18 protein-coding genes are annotated in these 19,032 nt (G+C 66.7%); 5 read left to right on the top strand and 13 right to left on the bottom strand.

Going from position 1 to position 19,032, the window contains the following annotated elements; all coding sequences use genetic code 11:
• The first annotated feature begins 39 nt into the window (after positions 1-39).
• The 3 genes from rpoN to fabB all read left to right on the top strand — a co-directional run bounded on the left by rpoN (position 40) and on the right by fabB (position 3,431).
• Positions 40-1,539, top strand: coding sequence for an RNA polymerase factor sigma-54 (gene rpoN, locus DVH29_RS06485; protein ID WP_114645353.1), 1,500 nt, complete (start codon positions 40-42; stop codon positions 1,537-1,539).
• A 108-nt stretch (positions 1,540-1,647) separates the two neighbouring features.
• Positions 1,648-2,163, top strand: coding sequence for a 3-hydroxyacyl-[acyl-carrier-protein] dehydratase FabA (gene fabA / locus DVH29_RS06480; RefSeq protein WP_114645352.1), 516 nt, complete (start codon positions 1,648-1,650; stop codon positions 2,161-2,163).
• Positions 2,164-2,204: 41 nt separating this feature from the next.
• Positions 2,205-3,431, top strand: coding sequence for a beta-ketoacyl-ACP synthase I (gene fabB, locus DVH29_RS06475; RefSeq protein ID WP_114645351.1), 1,227 nt, complete (start codon positions 2,205-2,207; stop codon positions 3,429-3,431).
• A gap of 50 nt (positions 3,432-3,481) precedes the next feature.
• On the opposite strand, the gene irrA is transcribed toward fabB, so the two are convergent.
• Both irrA and DVH29_RS06465 read right to left on the bottom strand, forming a co-directional pair.
• On the bottom strand, positions 3,482-3,922 hold the full coding sequence (irrA, locus tag DVH29_RS06470) for an iron response transcriptional regulator IrrA (RefSeq protein WP_281270807.1): 441 nt from the start codon (positions 3,920-3,922) through the stop codon (positions 3,482-3,484).
• A 97-nt stretch (positions 3,923-4,019) separates the two neighbouring features.
• Entirely contained in the window at positions 4,020-4,304 is a 285-nt protein-coding gene (locus DVH29_RS06465) for a hypothetical protein (RefSeq protein ID WP_147276019.1), read from the bottom strand.
• Positions 4,305-4,495: 191 nt separating this feature from the next.
• Between DVH29_RS06465 and hpf the strand changes: the two genes are divergently transcribed.
• Both hpf and ptsN read left to right on the top strand, forming a co-directional pair.
• Complete coding sequence (hpf, locus tag DVH29_RS06460) at positions 4,496-5,068, top strand: ribosome hibernation-promoting factor, HPF/YfiA family (protein WP_114645349.1); 573 nt, start codon at positions 4,496-4,498, stop codon at positions 5,066-5,068.
• Between the two features lie 103 nt (positions 5,069-5,171).
• The gene (gene ptsN, locus DVH29_RS06455) at positions 5,172-5,639 is read left to right on the top strand and encodes a PTS IIA-like nitrogen regulatory protein PtsN (RefSeq protein WP_114645348.1); all 468 of its coding nucleotides are present in this window, start codon (positions 5,172-5,174) and stop codon (positions 5,637-5,639) included.
• A 110-nt stretch (positions 5,640-5,749) separates the two neighbouring features.
• On the opposite strand, the gene DVH29_RS06450 is transcribed toward ptsN, so the two are convergent.
• The 11 genes from DVH29_RS06450 to DVH29_RS06400 form a co-directional block, all read right to left on the bottom strand.
• Positions 5,750-5,938 carry a hypothetical protein gene (locus tag DVH29_RS06450; RefSeq protein ID WP_147276018.1) on the bottom strand — a complete coding sequence of 63 codons (189 nt, stop codon included), beginning with the start codon at positions 5,936-5,938 and terminating at the stop codon, positions 5,750-5,752.
• Positions 5,939-6,022: 84 nt separating this feature from the next.
• Positions 6,023-7,837, bottom strand: a complete 1,815-nt coding sequence (gene lepA, locus DVH29_RS06445; protein ID WP_114645346.1) for a translation elongation factor 4 — start codon at positions 7,835-7,837, stop codon at positions 6,023-6,025.
• A 168-nt stretch (positions 7,838-8,005) separates the two neighbouring features.
• The gene (locus DVH29_RS06440; protein WP_147276017.1) at positions 8,006-8,188 is read right to left on the bottom strand and encodes a DUF1127 domain-containing protein; all 183 of its coding nucleotides are present in this window, start codon (positions 8,186-8,188) and stop codon (positions 8,006-8,008) included.
• 162 nt (positions 8,189-8,350) lie between these two features.
• Entirely contained in the window at positions 8,351-9,571 is a 1,221-nt protein-coding gene (trpB, locus tag DVH29_RS06435; protein ID WP_114645344.1) for a tryptophan synthase subunit beta, read from the bottom strand.
• A gap of 29 nt (positions 9,572-9,600) precedes the next feature.
• A complete protein-coding gene (locus DVH29_RS06430; protein ID WP_114645343.1) occupies positions 9,601-10,245 on the bottom strand; it encodes a phosphoribosylanthranilate isomerase in 645 nt (214 codons plus the stop codon).
• Positions 10,242-10,592, bottom strand: coding sequence for a lipopolysaccharide assembly protein LapA domain-containing protein (locus DVH29_RS06425; RefSeq protein WP_114645342.1), 351 nt, complete (start codon positions 10,590-10,592; stop codon positions 10,242-10,244). Before DVH29_RS06425 ends, DVH29_RS06430 begins: the two co-directional genes overlap by 4 nt.
• Before the next feature lie 38 nt (positions 10,593-10,630).
• A complete protein-coding gene (locus DVH29_RS06420) occupies positions 10,631-10,912 on the bottom strand; it encodes an integration host factor subunit beta (RefSeq protein ID WP_114645341.1) in 282 nt (93 codons plus the stop codon).
• A gap of 56 nt (positions 10,913-10,968) precedes the next feature.
• A complete protein-coding gene (gene sppA, locus DVH29_RS06415) occupies positions 10,969-11,910 on the bottom strand; it encodes a signal peptide peptidase SppA (RefSeq protein ID WP_114645340.1) in 942 nt (313 codons plus the stop codon).
• A gap of 45 nt (positions 11,911-11,955) precedes the next feature.
• A complete protein-coding gene (locus DVH29_RS06410; protein ID WP_114645339.1) occupies positions 11,956-12,456 on the bottom strand; it encodes a GNAT family N-acetyltransferase in 501 nt (166 codons plus the stop codon).
• Between the two features lie 175 nt (positions 12,457-12,631).
• The gene (locus DVH29_RS06405) at positions 12,632-16,990 is read right to left on the bottom strand and encodes a translocation/assembly module TamB domain-containing protein (protein ID WP_114645338.1); all 4,359 of its coding nucleotides are present in this window, start codon (positions 16,988-16,990) and stop codon (positions 12,632-12,634) included.
• Positions 16,987-18,897 carry an autotransporter assembly complex protein TamA gene (locus DVH29_RS06400; protein WP_439331614.1) on the bottom strand — a complete coding sequence of 637 codons (1,911 nt, stop codon included), beginning with the start codon at positions 18,895-18,897 and terminating at the stop codon, positions 16,987-16,989. Before DVH29_RS06400 ends, DVH29_RS06405 begins: the two co-directional genes overlap by 4 nt.
• Between the last annotated feature and the right edge of the window lie 135 nt (positions 18,898-19,032).

Raw genomic sequence — 19,032 nt, 5'->3', positions numbered from 1 at the left:
CCGGTGAAATCGAGAAGCGCGAAGAATTTCGGGGGAGGCATGGCCCTTACGCCAAGGCTGGATATCCGGCAGACGCAATCGCTGACGCTGACGCCGCAATTGATGGCGTCGATCCGGCTGCTGCAATTGAGCCATCTTGAACTGAGCGCCTTCGTCGACGCCGAATTGCTGCGCAATCCCCTGCTCGAGCGCGAGGACGGGCCGGAGACCGACACCCCCCTGGAGCGCGAGCGGCCCGAGGAGATCGATCCCTATCGCGACGTGGTCGACCACGCCTCCCATCTCGGCAGCGCGGTCACCATCGCCAACAGCCTCGACACCGAAGTCGCCAATGTGTTCCCCGAACAGACCGGCCAGGATTCGGTGAGCCAGGCCAGCATGTGGCCCGAAGGCAAGGGCGGCGGGCTGGGCGGGGAAGCCCCCGACCTCGATCAATACGTCCCAAGCGTGGTGTCGCTGGGCGCCCATCTGGCCGAGCAGGTGGGGATGATCCTCAAATCCCCCGCCGAGCGGCTGATCGCGCAGAACCTCATCGACAATCTCGACGAGCGCGGCTATCTCGCCGCCGAGATCGGCCAGATCGCCGAACAGCTCGGCACCACGTCCGAAACCGTCGAGGCCGTGCTCCTCAAGGTGCAGGGCTGCGATCCGGTCGGGGTCTTCGCCCGCACCCTCCCCGAATGCCTCGCCATCCAGCTGCGCGACAAGGACCGTCTCGACCCGATGATGGCGGCGCTGCTCGACAATCTCGACATGGTGGCCAGCCACGACCTCATGGCGCTGGGCCGCCGCATCGGGGCCGACCGGGACGACCTCTCCGACATGCTGGCCGAATTGCGCGCCCTCGACCCCCGGCCCGGCCGCGCCTTCGACGGGGCACCGGTGCAGGCGGTGGTGCCCGACGTGCTTGTGCGGCGCTCGCCGCGCGGCGATTGGCAGATCGAGCTCAACACCGACATCCTGCCGCGCGTGCTGGTCAATCGGGTCTATTACGCCACAGTGAGCGGGCGCACCCGCGATCCGGGGGAAAAGAGCTTCCTCGTCGATGCCTTCAACACCGCCAACTGGCTGGCCAAGAGCCTCGACCAGCGGGCCCAGACCATCCTCAAGGTGGCGACCGAGATCGTCCGGCAGCAGGACGGCTTCCTCACCCACGGGGTGGCGCATCTGCGGCCCATGACGCTCAAGATGGTCGCCAATGCCATCGAGATGCACGAATCCACGGTGAGTCGCGTGACGGCGAACAAATATATCGCTACCCCGCGCGGGCTCTACGAGATGAAATATTTCTTCACCACGGCGCTGGGCTCGGCCTCGGGTGGCGAGGACCATTCCGCCGAGGCGGTGCGCCACCGCATCAGGCAGCTGATCGAGGCCGAGGCGCCCGACGCCATTCTCTCCGACGACACCATCGCCGAGATCCTCAAGCGCGAGCAGGCCATCGACGTGGCCCGCCGCACCGTGGCCAAATACCGCGAAGCCATGAACATCCCCTCCTCGGTGGTGCGCCGGCGCCGCAAAAAGGCGCAGATGGCGTGACCGGGCATCGACGGCAAGCCCCAAATTGCGGGCGGTGTTGCCAAAAGGTCTATTGACCCCCCGTGGCAATGCCTTCTACACAGACCATGACCATTTTGAGGGGAGTCCATGGCGGAACGCGCTCATTTCTATGACTACGACCAGTTGCTGGCCTGTGGGCGCGGTGAGCTTTTCGGACCCGGGAACGCGCAATTGCCGCTCCCGCCCATGCTCATGTTCGACCGGATCACCCAGATCGAGGACACCGGCGGGCCGTTCGGTAAGGGCCTGGTGCGCGCCGAGCTCGACGTGACGCCGGACCTGTGGTTCTTCCAGTGCCATTTCCACGGCGACCCGGTGATGCCGGGCTGCCTGGGGCTTGACGCCTTGTGGCAGATGACCGGGTTCTTCCTCGGCTGGGGCGGTTCCCCCGGCCGCGGGCGGGCCCTGGCCGGCGAGATCAAGTTCACCGGTCAGGTGACCAATGACGTCAAGAAGGTCGAATACGGAATCGACATCAAGCGCGTCATGCGCTCGAAACTGACATTGGGGATTGCCGACGGCTTTGTAAAAGCCGATGGCAAGACCATATACGAGGCCAAGGATTTGCGGGTCGGCCTTTTTACGGACATGGGCGCTCTTTAGCCTTCCGTGCGAACCGCGAAAAAGACCATGAGGCACAGCACATGAAGCGCGTTGTCGTCACCGGCATGGGGATCGTCTCCTCCATCGGGAACAATCTCGACGAGGTGCTCGACAGCCTCAGAAATGCCCGCCCCGGCATCTCCCGGGCCGAGGATTACGTCGAGCTGGGCTTTCGCTGCCAGGTGCATGGCGCGCCCAACCTCGATCCCTTCGAAGTGCTCGACCGGCGCACCACCCGCTTCATGGCCAAGGGCGCGGCCTGGAACTATATCGCCATGCAGCAGGCCATCGAGCAGGCCGGGCTGGAAGAGGGCGACATCAAGAACCCGCGCACCGGCATCGTCATGGGCTCGGGCGGACCATCGACCCGCGCCGTGGTCGAGGCGGCCGACATCACCCGAGAAAAGAAAAGCCCCAAGCGCATCGGCCCGCTCGCCGTACCCAAGGCCATGAGCTCGACCGCTTCGGCGACGCTGGCCACCGCCTATGGCATTCTGGGGGTGAACTATTCCATCTCCTCGGCCTGTGCCACCTCCAAGCATTGCATCGGCAACGCCTATGAGCAGATCCAGCTCGGCAAGCAGGACATCGTGTTCGCCGGCGGGCACGAGGATCTCGACTGGTCGATGTCGAACCTGTTCGACGCCATGGGCGCCATGAGCTCCAATTTCAACGACACGCCGCAAAAGGCCTCCCGCGCCTATGACAAGGACCGCGACGGCTTCGTGATCGCCGGCGGCGCCGGGGTGCTGGTGCTCGAGGAATACGAGCACGCCAAGGCGCGCGGCGCCAATATCATCGCCGAGATCGTCGGCTATGGCGCCACTTCGGACGGCTATGACATGGTCGCCCCATCGGGCGAGGGCGCGGTGCGCTGCATGCGCATGGCGCTCGACACCGTCAAGGCGCCGGTCGACTACATCAACCCGCACGCCACCTCCACCCCGGTCGGGGACCGCAAGGAGATCGAGGCGCTGCGCGAAGTGTTCGGCAATGAGGACAAGTGCCCACCCCTCTCGGCCACCAAGTCGCTGACCGGGCATTCGCTGGGGGCGACGGGGGTGCAGGAATGCATCTATTCGCTCCTGATGATGCAGAACCGCTTCATCTGCGAAAGCGCCAATATCGAAACGCTCGATCCCGAATTCGCCGATATGCCGATCCTGCGCCAGCGGCGCGACGACGTCGATCTGGGCGTGGTGCTGTCCAACAGCTTCGGCTTTGGCGGCACAAATGCGAGCCTGGTCTTCCAGCACCCCGACCTCTAGGCCCGGACCGCAGCGCTTCTAAATAGTGCCCGCCGCTTCGGGACGCGCGCCTATTGCGTGCGCTTGACCCGCACGATCACATCGACGTGAGTCACCTTCATGCCGGTCGGCGCGTCGGGGATGCCGGCGATCTGGATCGAATCGGACGGAATGTCCTCGATCCGCTGCTCGTCCTCGATGAAGAAATGGTGATGGTCGGTGGTGTCGGTATCGAAATAGGAGCGCGCCGCGTCCACCGAGATTTCCCGCAGCAGCCCGGCCTGGCGGAACTGGTGCAGCGAATTGTAGATGGTGGCCAGGGAAACCCGCACGCCCGCCTGTTCCGCCTCGCTGGCCAATTGCTCAGCATTGATGTGGCGATGCGGTCCGGAAAACAGCAATTCGGCCAGAGCCAGGCGCTGCCGCGTGGGACGCAGGCCCGCCATGCGCAGCACGGCCATGAGGCAGGGGCCGCGGGAGGACTGCGTTTCGGCCCGTGAGGAAATGGTCATTGCGGTCGGTTCGATCCGTTAGTGCCTGTTTGCGCCGACTATACCTGCCGTCGCCTGACGTGACAATAAGCGGGGAAACCGGGCCGATGCGGCGCTTTCACGCGATGATGAACAGCGCGGCGGCGGCGAGCAGGCCGAACAGCCCGCCGACCATCAGCCACAGCGACCAGCGCCCGTGCCGGGTCTGAAAGAAGCTCGGCGCCCCCGGCGGGTGGTGGCGGCCTCCAAGCACGTCCAGCGCATCGGAGAGCGAGAAGGGATTGAGCCTGCGCGTACGGATAAGGGCGGTCTGTCTCCAGGCGACATGGCCCACCACAATGGCGAAACCCAGGACGAGCGCGGCAAGGGACACCCCTGCCAAGACATTGGAAAACAATATCAAAACGGGCCTCCCCTCCGAGCCGGAACCTCTATCATAGCCAAGATGTTATCCACCGTCACCCAAAGGAATCGGGTGGCCGGGCCTCGATGGCGATTGCCAAGCATCGGCCAAGAGGGCTAGACTCACCCTGCCCGGTGACACTTGGGCCTGGACCCATGGCCGGGCGTTCGTAACCAGATCGAGAGGCTATTATGAGCTTGCGTGTTTCTGGCAAGAATATGGATGTCGGCGATGCCCTGCGGGGCAAGGCTTCGGACCGTATCGACGCCGCCGTGGGAAAATATTTCGATGGAGGCTATGACGGACACCTCACCCTCGAACCCGAGGGGATCGGTTTTAAGGCCGACTGCCTGATTCACCTCGATACCGGCATCGTGCTGCAGGCCACCGCCTCGGCCAATGATGCGACCCTGGCCTATGAGGACATGGCCACCCATATCGAGAAGCGCCTGCGCCGCTACAAGCGCAAACTCAAGAATCACCGCCGCAATGCCAATGGCAACGGAGCCGGCGACGATTACGCCGCCTATGTGCTCGCCGTGCCGGGCGACGAGGAACTGGCCGAGGATTTCGCGCCCCCCGTCATCGCCGAGACCACGCAGAACCTGCGCACCATGAGCGTGGGCGAGGCGGTCATGGAGCTCGATCTGGCGCAATCGGACGTGATTGTCTTCCGCCACGCTGGACATGGCGGCATGAATGTGGTTTACCGCCGGGCCGACGGGAACATCGGATGGATTGATCCGGCCCTGTCAGGAGCATGACGTGCGTTGCCCCCATGCCATCGTATTGGACGATGGATCATGGTGCGGGCTGAGACGAGATGGTCGGCCGTCATCGTGAACAACGACATCCAAAGGTTTTGTAATGGAACTTGCTGACATCATGTCGCAGGACTCGGTGATTGCCTGCGCCAAGGTCGCGAGCAAACGCCAACTCCTCCAACAACTGGCCGACCGCGCGTCGGCCCTTGTTGGCATCGACGCTCAGACGATCTTCGAAACGCTGATGAACCGCGAACAGCTCGGCTCGACCGGGCTGGGCAACGGGATTGCCATCCCCCATGGCAAGATCAAGGGCCTGCCCCGGGTGGTCGCCGTTTTCGCACGCCTCGCCCAACCCATCGATTTCGATGCGGTGGACGACCAGCCGGTTGACCTCGTGGTGATGCTGCTCGCCCCCGAGGGGTCGGGCGCCGACCACCTCAAGGCCCTCAGCCGCGTGGCGCGCCTGTTGCGCACCGATGGCGTGGTCGATCGCCTGCGGGCGACCAAGGACGAAGCCAAGATCCGCGAAATCCTTACCACCCCGATCGAAGCCACCCACGCCGCCTGACGCGGCCGGGCGCCGCCTATTCGGTTCGGAAAGGCGACAAAACAAAGTCCAAAAGGGCCGCGCAGCACGCGGCCCTTTTTCATGGTTTCATGCCGTCGTCTGGTAGCGCCTCACGGCGCCTTTGGCGGGCTGTCGGGGGCAGGGACGTCCTCGATGGACTCATCGCCCTCCTGGGCTGCATCCCGCGTGGCGACGCCCAAGGTGTCGACGAGGAAGCGAGCGCCCTGCTGCTTGCCGGCGGTGCCGCCGGTGTCCTGAGGAGGTTTATCTTGGGGCGGGGTGTTCTGGGGTCCCTTCATGCCGGGCTCCTTCCCGGGCCGCTCCCCCATGGCGGCTCATGGCTGTGGAGGAGGGGTAATCCGCCCCCCGTCCATAGGTTCCCCTCAGTCGTCCATCTTGAGCGCCTTGATGAAGGCTTCCTGGGGGATTTCGACCTTGCCGAACTGGCGCATCTTCTTTTTCCCCTCCTTCTGCTTTTCCAAAAGCTTGCGCTTGCGGGTGGCGTCGCCGCCATAGCATTTGGCGGTCACGTCCTTGCGCATGGCGCGCACGGTCTCCCGGGCGATGATGCGCCCGCCAATGGCGGCCTGGATGGGAATGACGAAGAGATGGGGCGGGATCAGCTCCTTGAGCTTTTCGCACATCTGGCGGCCGCGATGCTCGGCCTGGGTGCGGTGGACGAGCATGGACAGCGCGTCCACCGGCTCGGCATTGACGAGGATGCTCATCTTGACCAGGTCGCCGGCCCGGTAGTCGTCGAGCTGATAGTCGAAGCTTGCATAGCCCTTGGAGATCGATTTCAGCCGGTCGTAGAAGTCGAACACCACCTCGTTCAGCGGCAGGTCGTATTCGACCATGGCGCGCTGGCCGACATAGGAGAGATTGGTCTGCATGCCGCGGCGATCCTGGCACAGCTTGAGGATCGCCCCGAGATATTCGTCCGGGGTGAGAATGGTGGCCTTGATCCAGGGCTCGCGGATCTCCTCGATCTTGACCGGGTCGGGCAAGTCCGCGGGGTTGTGCAGGAGGATCTCGCTGCCATCGGTGAGCTTGACCTCATAGACCACCGAGGGCGCGGTGGTGATGAGGTCGAGATTAAATTCGCGGCTCAGCCGCTCCTGGATGATCTCCAGATGCAGCAGCCCCAGAAAGCCGCAGCGGAAGCCGAAGCCCAGCGCCGCCGAGGTTTCCATCTCGAAGGAAAAGCTCGCATCGTTGAGCCTGAGCTTGCCCATGGCGGCGCGCAGATCGTCGAAATCGGAGGCGTCGACGGGAAACAGGCCGCAGAACACCACCGGCTGGGCCGGGCGGAAGCCGGGCAGCGGCTCGGCGGCGGGCTTGCGGTCATCGGTGATGGTGTCGCCGACATTGGTGTCGGCCACTTCCTTGATCGAGGCGGTGAAAAAGCCGATCTCCCCCGGCCCGAGCTCGCCGACCTCGACCAGCTTGGGGGTGAAGACGCCGACCCGGTCGAGCTCATAGGTGGCGCCGGCCTGCATCATACGGATCTTCTGGCCCTTGCGGATGCGGCCGTCGATCACCCGGATCAGCACCACGACGCCGAGATAGAGATCGTACCAGCTGTCGACCAGCATGGCCTTTAAGGGCGCGGTCTCGTCGCCCTTGGGGGCCGGCAGGCGCTCGACGATGGCGGCCAGAACCTTGTCGATCCCCAGCCCGGTCTTGGCGGAAATCTCCACCGCGTCCGAAGCGTCGATGCCGATCACGTCCTCGATCTGCTGCTTGACGCGCTCGGGCTCGGCGGCGGGCAGGTCGATCTTGTTGAGGACGGGGACGATCTCGTGATTGACCTCGATGGCGTGATAGACATTGGCGAGGGTCTGTGCCTCGACCCCTTGCGCGGCGTCGACTACGAGGAGCGAGCCCTCGCAGGCGGCCAGCGAGCGGTTGACCTCATAGGCGAAGTCGACATGCCCCGGGGTGTCGATCAGGTTGAGCACATAGTGCTCGCCATCGGTATGCTCATATTCGAGCCGCACCGTCTGGGCCTTGATGGTGATGCCGCGCTCGCGCTCGATGTCCATGGAGTCGAGGATCTGCTCCTTCATCTCGCGGTCGTCGAGCCCGCCGGTCGACTGGATCAGGCGGTCGGCCAGGGTCGATTTCCCGTGGTCGATATGGGCCACGATGGAAAAATTGCGGATGCGGGACAGCGGGGTCTTGTGCGGAGCTTTCATGGCGCCGCTGATAGCAGCAAATGGCGCGTGTTTGGAAGATGGTTTGTGCGCGGTTAACCGCGAACCGCAAGCGATTGCGGGGAAGGGAAAACGAAAAACCCCTCGCCGCCGGAGGCGGTCGAGGGGTTTGGTCGGTCGCAGGCGCCGCTCGCCAGCGGACTGCCGGGCTTACTTGGAGGGGAAAGCCTTGTTGAAGGCATGCGAGGCAATGCCTTCACGCGTCAGGCCGCGAGCCTTGAGCGCGCCATCCGAAAGGTGGGACAGCTCGCTATAGATGCTCGAAGCGTTGCGGGCGCGACCGATGTCGCCGAAAAAGTCCGAGATGGAATTCAAAACCCGATTGTGTGCCATTGTCGTTCTCCTTGGACCAGCGTCTTATTCCGTTACGCTGAAGATGGGCATGAAGTGCCAAGAGGACAAGCGCCTGTAAGGGACTACCAGCCATGCATAAAACGCGGAGCTGGCCGGTCACGGGGCTGATCGGGGTTTTGGGGCGGGAGGTCGCCGGGGCGGCTACAGCGCCATGCCCAGATGCCGGCCCACCGATTCCACGTCCTTGTCGCCGCGGCCCGAAAGGCACAGCACGATGATCTCGTCCTTGCCCATGGTGGGGGCGAGCTTCATCACATGGGCCAGCCCATGCGCGCTTTCAAGGGCGGGAATGATGCCTTCGAGCTTGGTGCAGGCCATGAAGGCGTCGAGCGCCTCGGCGTCGGTCACCGGCACATAGGTGACCCGGCCGGCATCGCGCAGGAAGGCGTGCTCGGGGCCGACGCCGGGATAGTCGAGCCCGGCCGAGATCGAATGGCCCTCGAGGATCTGCCCGTCGTCGTCCTGGAGCAGATAGGTGCGGTTGCCATGCAGCACGCCCGGGCGCCCGCCGGTCATCGAGGCGGCGTGGCCGTTCTCGACCTCGAGCCCGTGCCCGCCCGCCTCGGCGCCGAAAATCCTCACGCTTCCCTCGTCGAGGAAATCATAGAAGGTGCCGATGGCGTTCGAGCCGCCGCCGATACAGGCCACGATCGCATCGGGCAGCCGGCCTTCCGCCGCGGTGATCTGGGTGCGGATCTCCTCGCCGATCACCTTCTGGAAGTCGCGCACCATCTGCGGATAGGGGTGGGGGCCGGCGGCGGTGCCGATCAGGTAATAGGTGGTGTCCACATTGGTCACCCAGTCGCGCAGGGCCTCGTTCATGGCGTCCTTGAGCGTGCCCGCTCCGGCGGTCACCGGGCGCACCTCGGCCCCCAGCATGCGCATGCGCAGCACGTTGGGCATCTGCCGCTCCACGTCGGTGGCGCCCATGAACACCGTGCAGGGCAGGCCGAACCGCGCGCAGACCGTGGCGGTGGCCACCCCGTGCTGGCCGGCTCCGGTCTCGGCGATGATGCGCGTCTTGCCCATGCGCTTGGCGAGCAGGATCTGCCCCAGGCAGTTGTTGAGCTTGTGCGAGCCGGTGTGGTTGAGGTCCTCGCGCTTGAAATAGATTTTCGCCCCGCCCAGTTCGCCGCTCATGCGCTCGGCGAAATAGAGCGGGGATGGCCGACCGGCGAAATGGACCCGCAGATCGTCCATCTCACCAAGGAAATCGGGATCGACGCGGGCGGCATGATAGGCCTGTTCCAGTTCGAGGATCAGCGGCATCAGGGTTTCGGCGACGAAGCGGCCGCCATAGAGGCCGAAGCGGCCATTCTCGTCGGGCCCCTGACGCAGGGAATTGGCGCTGTGCTGGCTCATAATGCTCAAAACCTTAAACTCTGCCCGGATTATCGGACGGCCCGGGCGCGGGCGATGAATTGGGAGATGAGGCCCTCGTCCTTGATCCCCCGCTCGCGCTCGACCCCCGAGGACACGTCGAGGCCAAAGGGACGTACCCTCTCGACCGCCCGGGCCACATTGTCGATGGTGAGCCCAGCGGAAAGCATGAAGGGCAAGCCCGGGTCAAGGGCTTCGAGCAGCGACCAGTCGAACACCTTGCCCAGCCCGCCGGGGCGATCGGCCTGTTTGGGGGGGCGGGCATCGACCAGCAGCCGGTCGCAGACCGGGCGGTAGAAGGGCACCTGGCGCACGTCGCTGGCGTCCCCGATGGGCAGCGCCTTGATGATCTTCAGCCCCGAGCGTTCGCGGATATCGGCCACGCGGCCCTTGGGCTCGCTCCCATGCAGCTGCAGCCACGCGGCTCCGGTGCCGGTCGCGGCGGCGACGGTGTCATTGTCGGGATCGACCAGCAGCACCACGGTCTCGATGCGGCCGCCGGCGTGCTCGACCAGGGCCGCGATGCGCTCGATCTCCAGATGGCGCGGGCTTCTGGCGAAATGGACGAACCCCACCATGTCGGCGCCCTCGGCGATCACATGGTCGAGGATGTCGGGGGTGGTGACCCCGCAGATCTTGATGACCGGCCCGCTCATGCCAGGTCGTCGGCGGCGAGGAGGGCCGGATCGGCCGGGCGGGCCGGGGCGCGGCGGGCCGCGTCGAGCTCGGCGGCGAGCCGCTCATTGTCGCGGCGCAGGCGGCGCTCGGCCCGGCGATGGGCGCCCTGGGTCAGCCACACCGCCAGTCCGCCCAAGGAAATGCCAAGGAAAAGAACGGCATAGATGACGAGGAACAGCGGCACCCCGAAGCCGGGCGCCGCTTCGTCCACGGCGATCAGCGGGTTGAAATTGACCGCGACCTGATGGCGGTTGGCCAAGGCGAAGACGAGGACCAGCAGGCACAAGGGCACGAGCACGAGCCATCCGACGATGCGTTTGCGCATGATGCCTAGCTATCCCTGTTGAGCGGCGGCGATCGGGCTCAGTGCCCGTTCAGCCGCTCGCGGATTTCCTTGCCCGCCTTGAACTGGGGCACGTATTTTTCCCCCACATCGACCTGTTCGCCGGTGCGCGGATTGCGGCCGACCCGGGCCGGGCGGTTCTTGACCGAAAACGCCCCGAAGCCGCGCAGCTCCACGCGATCGCCCCGGGCCAGCGCGTCACCCACCTCATCGAGGATGGCATTGACGATGTTTTCGACATCGCGGTGGAAAAGATGCGGGTTTTCCGCCGCCAGTTTCTCGATGAGTTCGGATTTGATCATGGATATCGCACGCCCCCGGCGCTCAAAAGCCCAATGCCTGTTTGGCTTTGTCGGTTTTATTGCGCCGAAGGGTGCCAAAGCGAGACCAAACCGTCAAGCGGCAAGCCCACCGTCCTGCCATCGCCCAGTATGGCATGGCCGGCCCGACCGAGGATAAAATCCACCCAATCGAAGCCTTCGTCGCGCGGCCAGGCCCGGAAAACCGGGAGATCGGCGGCAATGTCGTGCTCGGATTCGAGCCAGGCGCGGGCGTCCTCATAGCCGCCGGCCGCGTCGACCAGGCCGAGCGCATGGGCGGCGAGGCCGCTGAACACCCGGCCATCGGCGATCTGTCGGGTCTCCTGGGCCGTGAGCCCGCGCCGCTCGACGACGAGATCGAGGAAATAGTCGAAGGAGGATTGCACAAGGTCTTCAAGGGGTTGCCGCGCCTCGGGCGTCAGCGGCTCGTCATAGTCGGGCGCCGCCTTGAGCGGCCCGGAGGCCACCTTGTCGAGATCGACGCCGATCATTTCGAAAAAGCCTTGCGCGTCAATATGTTGCACATAGACGCCCACCGAGCCGACAATGGAGAGATTGCGGGCGAAGATGCGGTCGGTGCCGATGGCGGCCATATAGGCGGCCGAGGCGCCCAGTTCGCCGATCGTGCTAACCACCGGTTTTCGCTCGCTGATTCGGCGCAGGGACATGTAAAGCTCCTCCCCGCCCGCCGTGGTGCCGCCGGGGCTGTTGATCTCGACGATCACCGCCTCGACCGTCTCGTCCTCGGCCAGGCGGTCGAGCAGGGCGGTGCGCTCGGCGCTGGTGGAGATCACCCCGGAAATGCCAACCCGTGCAATGGCTTGGCTCGCCGGAGCGATGGCCGGGCCGAAGCGCAGAAAGGCGACCAGCACCGCAAGCGCCAAGGCGAGGAAGGCGAAGAACCGCCAGCGGCCGCGCGACCGGACAAGGGCGCGGGCGACGGGGATGGTTCTCACCGGATCGTCGTCAACATTGGGCATTAAAAGCTCCCAAATGGGCGTTGTGCGCCGTCTTGCGCGCTGTAATTAGCAGCTGTGCGGCGCCATGGGTCTGGTCATATAGCACGCATCGGCGCCATAGGATGCAAGTTTGGCGGCAAGCGGTGGCATGACCCTGGGTGAAAACCCCATCCGGGTCCAGAAGGGGACCGAATCATTGACCGCGACGAGACTCATGGCGCCATGGGGCTGGGCCACCCGGGCGAGACGCGCCACGATTTCCGCCGCCGCCCCGCTGCCGCGCGCCGCGGGCAGCAGCGCCAGATCGTGGACATAGAGCGTATCGGGCGCGGCGGGGACGGCGCCGAGCACCGTATTGAGGGCCGGCAGGCTGTCGTGCCGCCAGGGATGGGCCAGGACATAGCCCGCCGGGGCGCCGTCGACCTCGAGGAGGAAACAGGCCTCGGGCGCGATGGCGGCGCGATCGGCGAACACTGCATCGTCCTCGGGATAGGCCGGATGCACCACGGCGGCGATGGCCGAGACGGCGGGGAGGTCTGTGGAGCGGAGCGGGCGCCAGAGAGGCATCGGGAGGGACCGGGGCGAGAGGGGCAGTCGGAGAGCCATGCGGGCTCGGGCCGGGCGGGTCAAGGGGGAAGAGGGCTCGCTTCGCTCGCACCCCCCACCCCTAGCCCCTCCCCGCAAGGGGGAGGGTGATGAGGGTGGTGGGTGAGGCGGGCGTCAGAGAGCCTTCGGGGCCGCCCTAATAATCATCCTCGTAGAACAGGCCCACCGAGCTGTTGCCGTCGGTGCCGGTCTGGCCGCGGGCGCGGAGCTGGTCGGTGATGTCGAGGTCGATGGTGACGCGGCTGTCGCCGCCCGCGCCCGCTTCCACGCCCAGATAGATGTTGTCGTCGAGATAGGTCCCGGCCCGCACCGCGGCATTGCCCGCTTCGTCGGTGATGATGTCGAGATCGTCGAGCCCGGCCGCCTCGCGCAGCGATCCCAGCAGCGAGCCGCCCCCGCTGCCCCCGCCGGCCAGTTCGGCGGCGGCGGCGGCCAGTTGCGCCAGTTGCAGCGGCGACAATTCGCCCACGCCGCGATCGAAGATCAGCCGCGCCAGCACCTCGTCCTGGGGCAGCAGCGGATCGGAGGTGAATGCGACGCTGGGGGCCGAGGCGCGGCCCGAGACGGTGACGATCACCGTGATGTCGTTACCCTCCGTACGCGCCACGAGGTTGATGAACGGGTCCATGTCCCCGATCAGGGTCACCGAGCCCTCGTCGAAATCGATGCGCTGGCCGAGGATCGACAGCCGCCCGCGGATCAGCTCCAGCCCGCCCACCGGCTGGATGGCGTTGAGATTGCCCATCAGCCGCACATCCCCGCCCACTTCCGCATCCAGTCCGCGCCCGCGGATGAACACCTGATTGGGGGCCGAAATGGTGAGATCGATGCCCAGCGGCGCGCCGCCGCCGCCCATGCCGGCGGAGGAGGACGAGCGCTGGTCGATGCGCGCCCGGGCGAGGGTCGCCAGCACGGCGGGGGGCGGGCTCACATGGTCGACATCGATGACGCTCACCGCCCCGCCAAAGCCTTCGGGCACCGTGATGTCGGCGCGGTCGACGTCGATGCGGCCGGTCACCTGCCCGCCATTGAGCAACGGACCCGAAAGCCCCACCGTGCCGTTGAGGGTCGCCACCACCAGATTGCCGTCGGCATAGCGCGCCGCGTTGAGCGCCACCGAGAGGTTGGAGGTGAAATTGGCGTCGAGCCCCACCGCACCGGAGACCGAGATCGACCCGCCGGTGGCGAGATTGGCCGAGAGGCTGTTGATGGTCACCCGGTCGGCCGACAGGGCCGCGCTGCCATTGATCGCCACGAGGCGCAGGGCGAGGCCGGGGTCGATATATTGGCCATCGGCCACCGAGACCGTGCCGGAAAACTGCGGATCGTCGAGCCGCCCGGTGACCCGTGCGGCCAGCGTCGCCGTGCCCGAGAGCTGCCCGCCACGATCGGCGACGAACTGGTTGGCGAGGGCCAGCGGCGCCGAGCCGTTGACGGCGATGTCGAGCCCCGCGCCGGCCAGCGGGATGGTGCCCTGGGCCGTGGCGCTGAGCCCGCCCGAACCCGACACGCTGGCGCTGTCCAGCCGCACCGTCTCATTGGCAAAGCTGCCGCGCGCCGAGAGCGAGAGGGGGGCGATGCCGTAGTCGGCGATGGCGGCGGCGTTGATCCCCGAGCCCTCCAGCGCGAAGCTGGCGCGCGGATCGGCGGCGGTGCCGGAAACCTCTGCCGACCCGGAGACCGTGCCGGCCAGCCGCAGATCGGGCAGGATGGTGTTGGCGATATCGAGCGGCAGGGCGGTGATGGTGAGCGCGATGTCGAGCGCTTCGCCGGCGCTGCCGGTGGCGCTGATCTGCCCCGAGCCCACGCCCAGTTCGATGCCCGAGAACGACACAAGGTCCCCCGCGACGGTCAGTTCGGCCGGACGGGCGAGGGCGGCAGCCAGCGCGCCCTGTTCGAGCCGGAAGCGGTCGAGCGCCACGCGATAGCCATCGGCGATGGGTTCGAGCAGTCCGGCGAGGGTAATGCCGGTATTGCCGGCCAGCGCCGCGCTGCCTTCGAATCGGGTCGATTGCCCGCTGGCATTGGCGGTGAGCGACACGGTCTCGACCTCGGTGCCCGCCGCCACCACGCCGCGCGCCGCGATGGAGCCGTCGATCACCGGCACGCCAAACAGGTCGGCGACCGCCGCTTCGGCTTCGGCGCTGGCGATGGAGATATCGTTGATGACCACATTGGAAAGGCTGGCCCGCGCCTCGACGCTCTGGGTCTCGCCGTCGCGGTCGAGGACGATGTCGGCTTCCGCCGCGCCCCGCGCCTCAAGCAGGGCCAGCGCGGCCGCGGTTTCGATATTGGGCGCGTCGAGCACCACGCGGCCTTCGAGCAGCCCATCGGCATAGCGGGTGAGATTGCCGGTGAGCTCGGTGCCCGGCGCGTTGAAGCGCAGCCCGGCCAGACGCAGCCGCTCGGCGGTATTGTCGACTTCGCTGGCCAGCGTGACGCGGAAGCCGTCGAGGAAGGCCTCGCCGGTCACGTCGCCCAGCAGTCCCTCCGCCGAGGAGGTGCCGGCAAAGCCGATGCGCGCCTCGCGCAAAGTGCGCCCGTTAAGGGTGCCCTGCGGCACAGCAGCCTCGGCCGAAAGATCGATCACCCCTTCGCTGCCGGTCGCCCGGCCGGAGACGGTGAGCCGCCCGCTCGCCTCCGGGGTCAGCAGCCCCAGATCGGCCAGCGAAAGGTCGAAGGCGAAATCGGCCTCGCCGGTGGCATAGGTGCCATCGGCCAGCAGCGCGATCTGGTCGTTTTCGATGCGGAAATCGTCGGCGACCAGACCGGCCTCGGTGCGGGCGATGCGGCCCGACAGCGCCGCGGTGCCGGCCAGAAGAGTGTCGGCGATTGCGTCGTCGATGGAGAGATTTTCCCCGCTGCCGTCCAGGGTCAGGTCGAACCCGCCGACAAGGGGCGAAATCGTGCCCTGGGTCACGAGCGAAATGGCGCCGGACAGCTCGCGTCCGGCCAGCCCCGAAAACGGCGCGATCGAGGCGGTCTCGACGATGATGTCGCCATCGAACACCATGTCGGCGATCTGCCCCGCCGCTTCCACCGACAGCGCCTCGGCCACCAGCCGCAATTGCGCCAGGGTCACCGGCTCGCCGGCCTGCCACAGCCCGGCCAGCCCCAGACCGATCGAGGGGCCAAGGGCCTCGGAAATCTCCTCGGAGGACGATTGCACGCCCTCGAGCGCCCCATCGGCGTTGAAGGTGATGCGCCGCGCCGCCGGGTTCTCCAGATCGGCGGCCACGCCGCCGGCGTCGATGACGAGGCTCTGGGCGGCGAGGTCGGGGGTCTCGAAGCCGAGGATCTCGAAGCGCCCGGTCCAGTCCTCGCTGCCCTCGGCGCCGAAATCCACCGCGAAGCGGGCCCGCTCGAGCAGCGTCTGCGCGCCGGGCACCGGCAGGATCACCTTGGCGCCGTCGGCGGCGGCGATCTCGCCATTGATGTCGAGGCGGTTGAGGAAGCCGTCGCCGGTGGTCGCCGCATTGCCGAACAGCGAGAGTTGCCCGCCGGTCAGCGCCAGGTCGGAGAGCTCGAACCCGCCTTCCTCCCGCGCCAGGGCGCGCACCGACAGCGCGGTGTTGGCGCCGAAGAACTCGCGATAGGCGGCGGGGAGGATTTGCGCCAGCGGCCCTTGGAGATCGGCGGCGATGGCCAGTCCCTGCGGGGTCTGGTCGACCACGCCGGTGCCCGAAAGGATGCGGTTGCCGGCGGCGTCGAAGCTGAGCGTCACGTCGAGGTCGTCGAGCCGGCCCGCCCCGGCCACCCCAAGGGCGATCTCGGGCCGGTCCTCGATATTGAGCAGATTGGCGATGATGCCGTTTTCGGGCTCGACGAGGTTGAGATCGAGGTCGATCTCCTGGCTGTCATTGGCGTATTGCACGGCGAGGTCGAGGGTGCCGCCGGGGCCATCGAGTCGGGCGATGTCCAGCGTCGCGTCGAGCGCGCCGCCATCGAGGGTCATGGCGCCCGCGACGGAGATTTCCGAACCCAGCCCGAACACCTGTTCCCCGAACCGCACCGAGGGCACGGAGAGGTTTTCGAGGATCACCGCCACGGGCAGTTCGGGCACCGAGAAGCCGCCCGCCTCGGGCGGCGGCGCGCCGGGGGTCTCGGTGATCACCGGGTTGCGGATATAGGCGATGGAATCGGCGGAAAGCGACTGGATCTCCAGCCGCCCGAACAGGAGCGCGCCCTGGTTCCAGGTGAGCGCCGCGTTCTCGACGATGAGATAGATGCCCTCGGTGTCCGAGACGGTGATCTGGGCGATGGCGGCGTTGGACGACAGCGCGCCGTCGATGCCGCTCAAGCGGATCTGCCGGTCGGGGCTGGAGATCTGGTTCTCGACGAACTGGATCAGCCCGTTGCGCTGCTCGGTCTCGTTGAGCTGGGTGGCGCGGGCCAGGACGTCCATCAGGCTTTCGGGCGCGGCCTCCTGCCCGATGGCGGCCAGGGGCAGCGCCAGGGCGGCGCCCGTGAGGGCTATGGAAAGAAGGGCTCTCAAAACGATTGACCTATGCCGACATAGAGCGCGTAATCGGGGTCGCCCGGGCGCTTGTTGAGGGGAATGGCGGCGTCGAGCCGCAAGGGGCCGAGCGCCGTATAGTAGCGCAGCCCGATGCCGGCCCCGAGGCTGAGCTCGTCGAGCCCCGGGAAGCGGTCGGCGGCCACATAGCCCCCATCGACAAAGGCCACCGCGCCGAACTGGTCGTTGAAGCGGACCCGCCCCTCGAGCGAGCCCTCGAGCACATAGCGCCCGCCGGTCACCGTGCCGGTGCCGTCATCGACCCCGATGGAGCGATAGCCATAGCCGCGCACCGATCCGCCGCCGCCGGCGAAGAACAAGAGGTCCGGCGGGATTTCCGACAGCGACGGCCCGGCGATCGCCCCGCCCCTGACGCGGGCGGCGAGCACGAAATTGTCGTCCTCGCCAAAGCCGAAATAGGTGCGCCCCTCGAGTGTCGCGCGGACGATGGCGTTGTCGTATTCGAGCTCGTAGAGCGGATCGATGGTCGCCGCGACGTAAAAGCCCTCGGTGGGATCGAGCTGGGAATCGCGATTGTCGAACACCCCCTGGCCATAGAGCCCCACGGTGGTGAAGTTGCGGTTGCCGAAGGTGGCGTCGTCCTCGAAATAGGAGTGCTGGAACTGCACGCCCACCCCGCCCGAAATGGTATCGGTGAACAATTGCTCGATGCCGATGCGGCCGCGCAGCGAGGTTTCGGTATAGAGCGGCAGCACCGAGCGCTCGGCGCTGATGGCGGCGACGAGGTCGGTGTCGGGGGTGTAGATGCCCGGCTTGGTGAAGGTGCCGCCGAAGAAATAGTCGAATTCGGCCGTATCGATGGGAAAGCCGATGCCGGCCACCTTGGCGTCGAGCCGCAGGCGCTCGGCCTCGCCGAAGAGGTTGCGGTGCAGCCAATAGCCCTCGACCCCGAGCCCGTCGATGGTGGCGAGGGTAGCACCGATGCCGTAGCGGCGCAGCGCCTGTTCCTGCACGATGATCTGGTAGGGCAACAGCCCATTGGCCGGAACCGCGTCGGCCGCCTCGATGCGCAGGGAGCGGAACACTCCGAGCCGGGTCAGCCTTTCGCGCGCCAGCTCGATGTCGTCGGGGTCGTATTCGGCCCCCGCGACCAGCCCGGTCTGGCGCACGATGAAGGCCGGGCTCATGTTCTGGGTCCCCTCCACGCCGATCGGGCCGATGGCCGCATGGGCGCCCGGATCGACGGTGATGGTGACGTCGAGCGCCGTGGTGCGGTGGTCGGCCACCACATTGCGGCTGGCGATCTCGGCCTTGGGATAGCCCAGTTGCCGCCAGGCCTGCACCAGACGCTGCTCGGCCTGGGCGACGATGGTGGCGCGCGCCACCTGGCCGGAGACGAACCCGATCTCCTCGGGCGCGTCCACCATGTCCTCGGGCGCCACCGGGCCCGGGGCGCGATTGGCGACGGCCAGCCGCCCGAAGACGAATTGCGGGCCGGGATTGACGGTGACCACGATGGTGGCCGGCTCGGGCAGGCTGGCGTCGGGGGACAGCGATGCGGCCTCGCGACCGTTGACGAGGATGGAGACCGCGCCGCCATAATAGCCCAGATTGTAGAGCGCGCCGGTCAGCCGCGCATAGTCGCCGCGCGCCTTGGCCAGGAGCCCCGGCACGCCGGAAGCCGGTGCGTCGCGATCGCCCCAGAGGTTGGACGCGCCGCGCAGGGCCCCGTCCAGCTCGCCCTCGGCGCCGGTCTCGAATGTGAGCGTATAGGTGCGCGGATCGGCGATCACCGCCTCGGCGGCCTCCTCGGCCTCGGAGCCGAAGAACTGGATTCCGAACAGTTCGAACCCCTGGGCCGGGGCGGCGAGGGCGCTGGCGGCGAGGAGGGCGGCCATCCATTTCTGGGGTGTGTGTCTGGTCACGGCTGGTACGCTTCCACTGATCCATTCCGGTGCGGCCGCGCACGATCCCCCGAGCCGCACGCACCCATTTTCGGCCAACCCTAACACGGCTTTCGTTAATGGCACCCCCGAAGCGGCAGGTTTTTGCTCAATTTT

This window comes from Pelagibacterium lacus (assembly GCF_003345525.1).
Lineage (GTDB): Bacteria > Pseudomonadota > Alphaproteobacteria > Rhizobiales > Devosiaceae > Pelagibacterium > Pelagibacterium lacus.
Note: the sequence above shows the minus strand (reverse complement) of the source record. Positions and strands in the feature narration are given on the sequence as shown.

Bases quoted from the DNA above. Each gene is read 5' to 3' on its own strand.
- DVH29_RS06440 (WP_147276017.1), bottom strand. From the start codon at position 8,188: ATGGCACACAATCGGGTTTTGAATTCCATCTCGGACTTTTTCGGCGAC.
- DVH29_RS06430 (WP_114645343.1), bottom strand. From the start codon at position 10,245: ATGAGCGGGCCGGTCATCAAGATCTGCGGGGTCACCACCCCCGACATC.
- hpf (WP_114645349.1), top strand. From the start codon at position 4,496: ATGAGCTTGCGTGTTTCTGGCAAGAATATGGATGTCGGCGATGCCCTG.
- lepA (WP_114645346.1), bottom strand. From the start codon at position 7,837: ATGAAAGCTCCGCACAAGACCCCGCTGTCCCGCATCCGCAATTTTTCC.
- DVH29_RS06420 (WP_114645341.1), bottom strand. From the start codon at position 10,912: ATGATCAAATCCGAACTCATCGAGAAACTGGCGGCGGAAAACCCGCAT.
- DVH29_RS06425 (WP_114645342.1), bottom strand. From the start codon at position 10,592: ATGCGCAAACGCATCGTCGGATGGCTCGTGCTCGTGCCCTTGTGCCTG.
- rpoN (WP_114645353.1), top strand. From the start codon at position 40: ATGGCCCTTACGCCAAGGCTGGATATCCGGCAGACGCAATCGCTGACG.
- sppA (WP_114645340.1), bottom strand. From the start codon at position 11,910: ATGCCCAATGTTGACGACGATCCGGTGAGAACCATCCCCGTCGCCCGC.
- DVH29_RS06410 (WP_114645339.1), bottom strand. From the start codon at position 12,456: ATGCCTCTCTGGCGCCCGCTCCGCTCCACAGACCTCCCCGCCGTCTCG.
- trpB (WP_114645344.1), bottom strand. From the start codon at position 9,571: ATGAGCCAGCACAGCGCCAATTCCCTGCGTCAGGGGCCCGACGAGAAT.
- fabB (WP_114645351.1), top strand. From the start codon at position 2,205: ATGAAGCGCGTTGTCGTCACCGGCATGGGGATCGTCTCCTCCATCGGG.
- fabA (WP_114645352.1), top strand. From the start codon at position 1,648: ATGGCGGAACGCGCTCATTTCTATGACTACGACCAGTTGCTGGCCTGT.
- ptsN (WP_114645348.1), top strand. From the start codon at position 5,172: ATGGAACTTGCTGACATCATGTCGCAGGACTCGGTGATTGCCTGCGCC.
- DVH29_RS06450 (WP_147276018.1), bottom strand. From the start codon at position 5,938: ATGAAGGGACCCCAGAACACCCCGCCCCAAGATAAACCTCCTCAGGAC.
- irrA (WP_281270807.1), bottom strand. From the start codon at position 3,922: ATGACCATTTCCTCACGGGCCGAAACGCAGTCCTCCCGCGGCCCCTGC.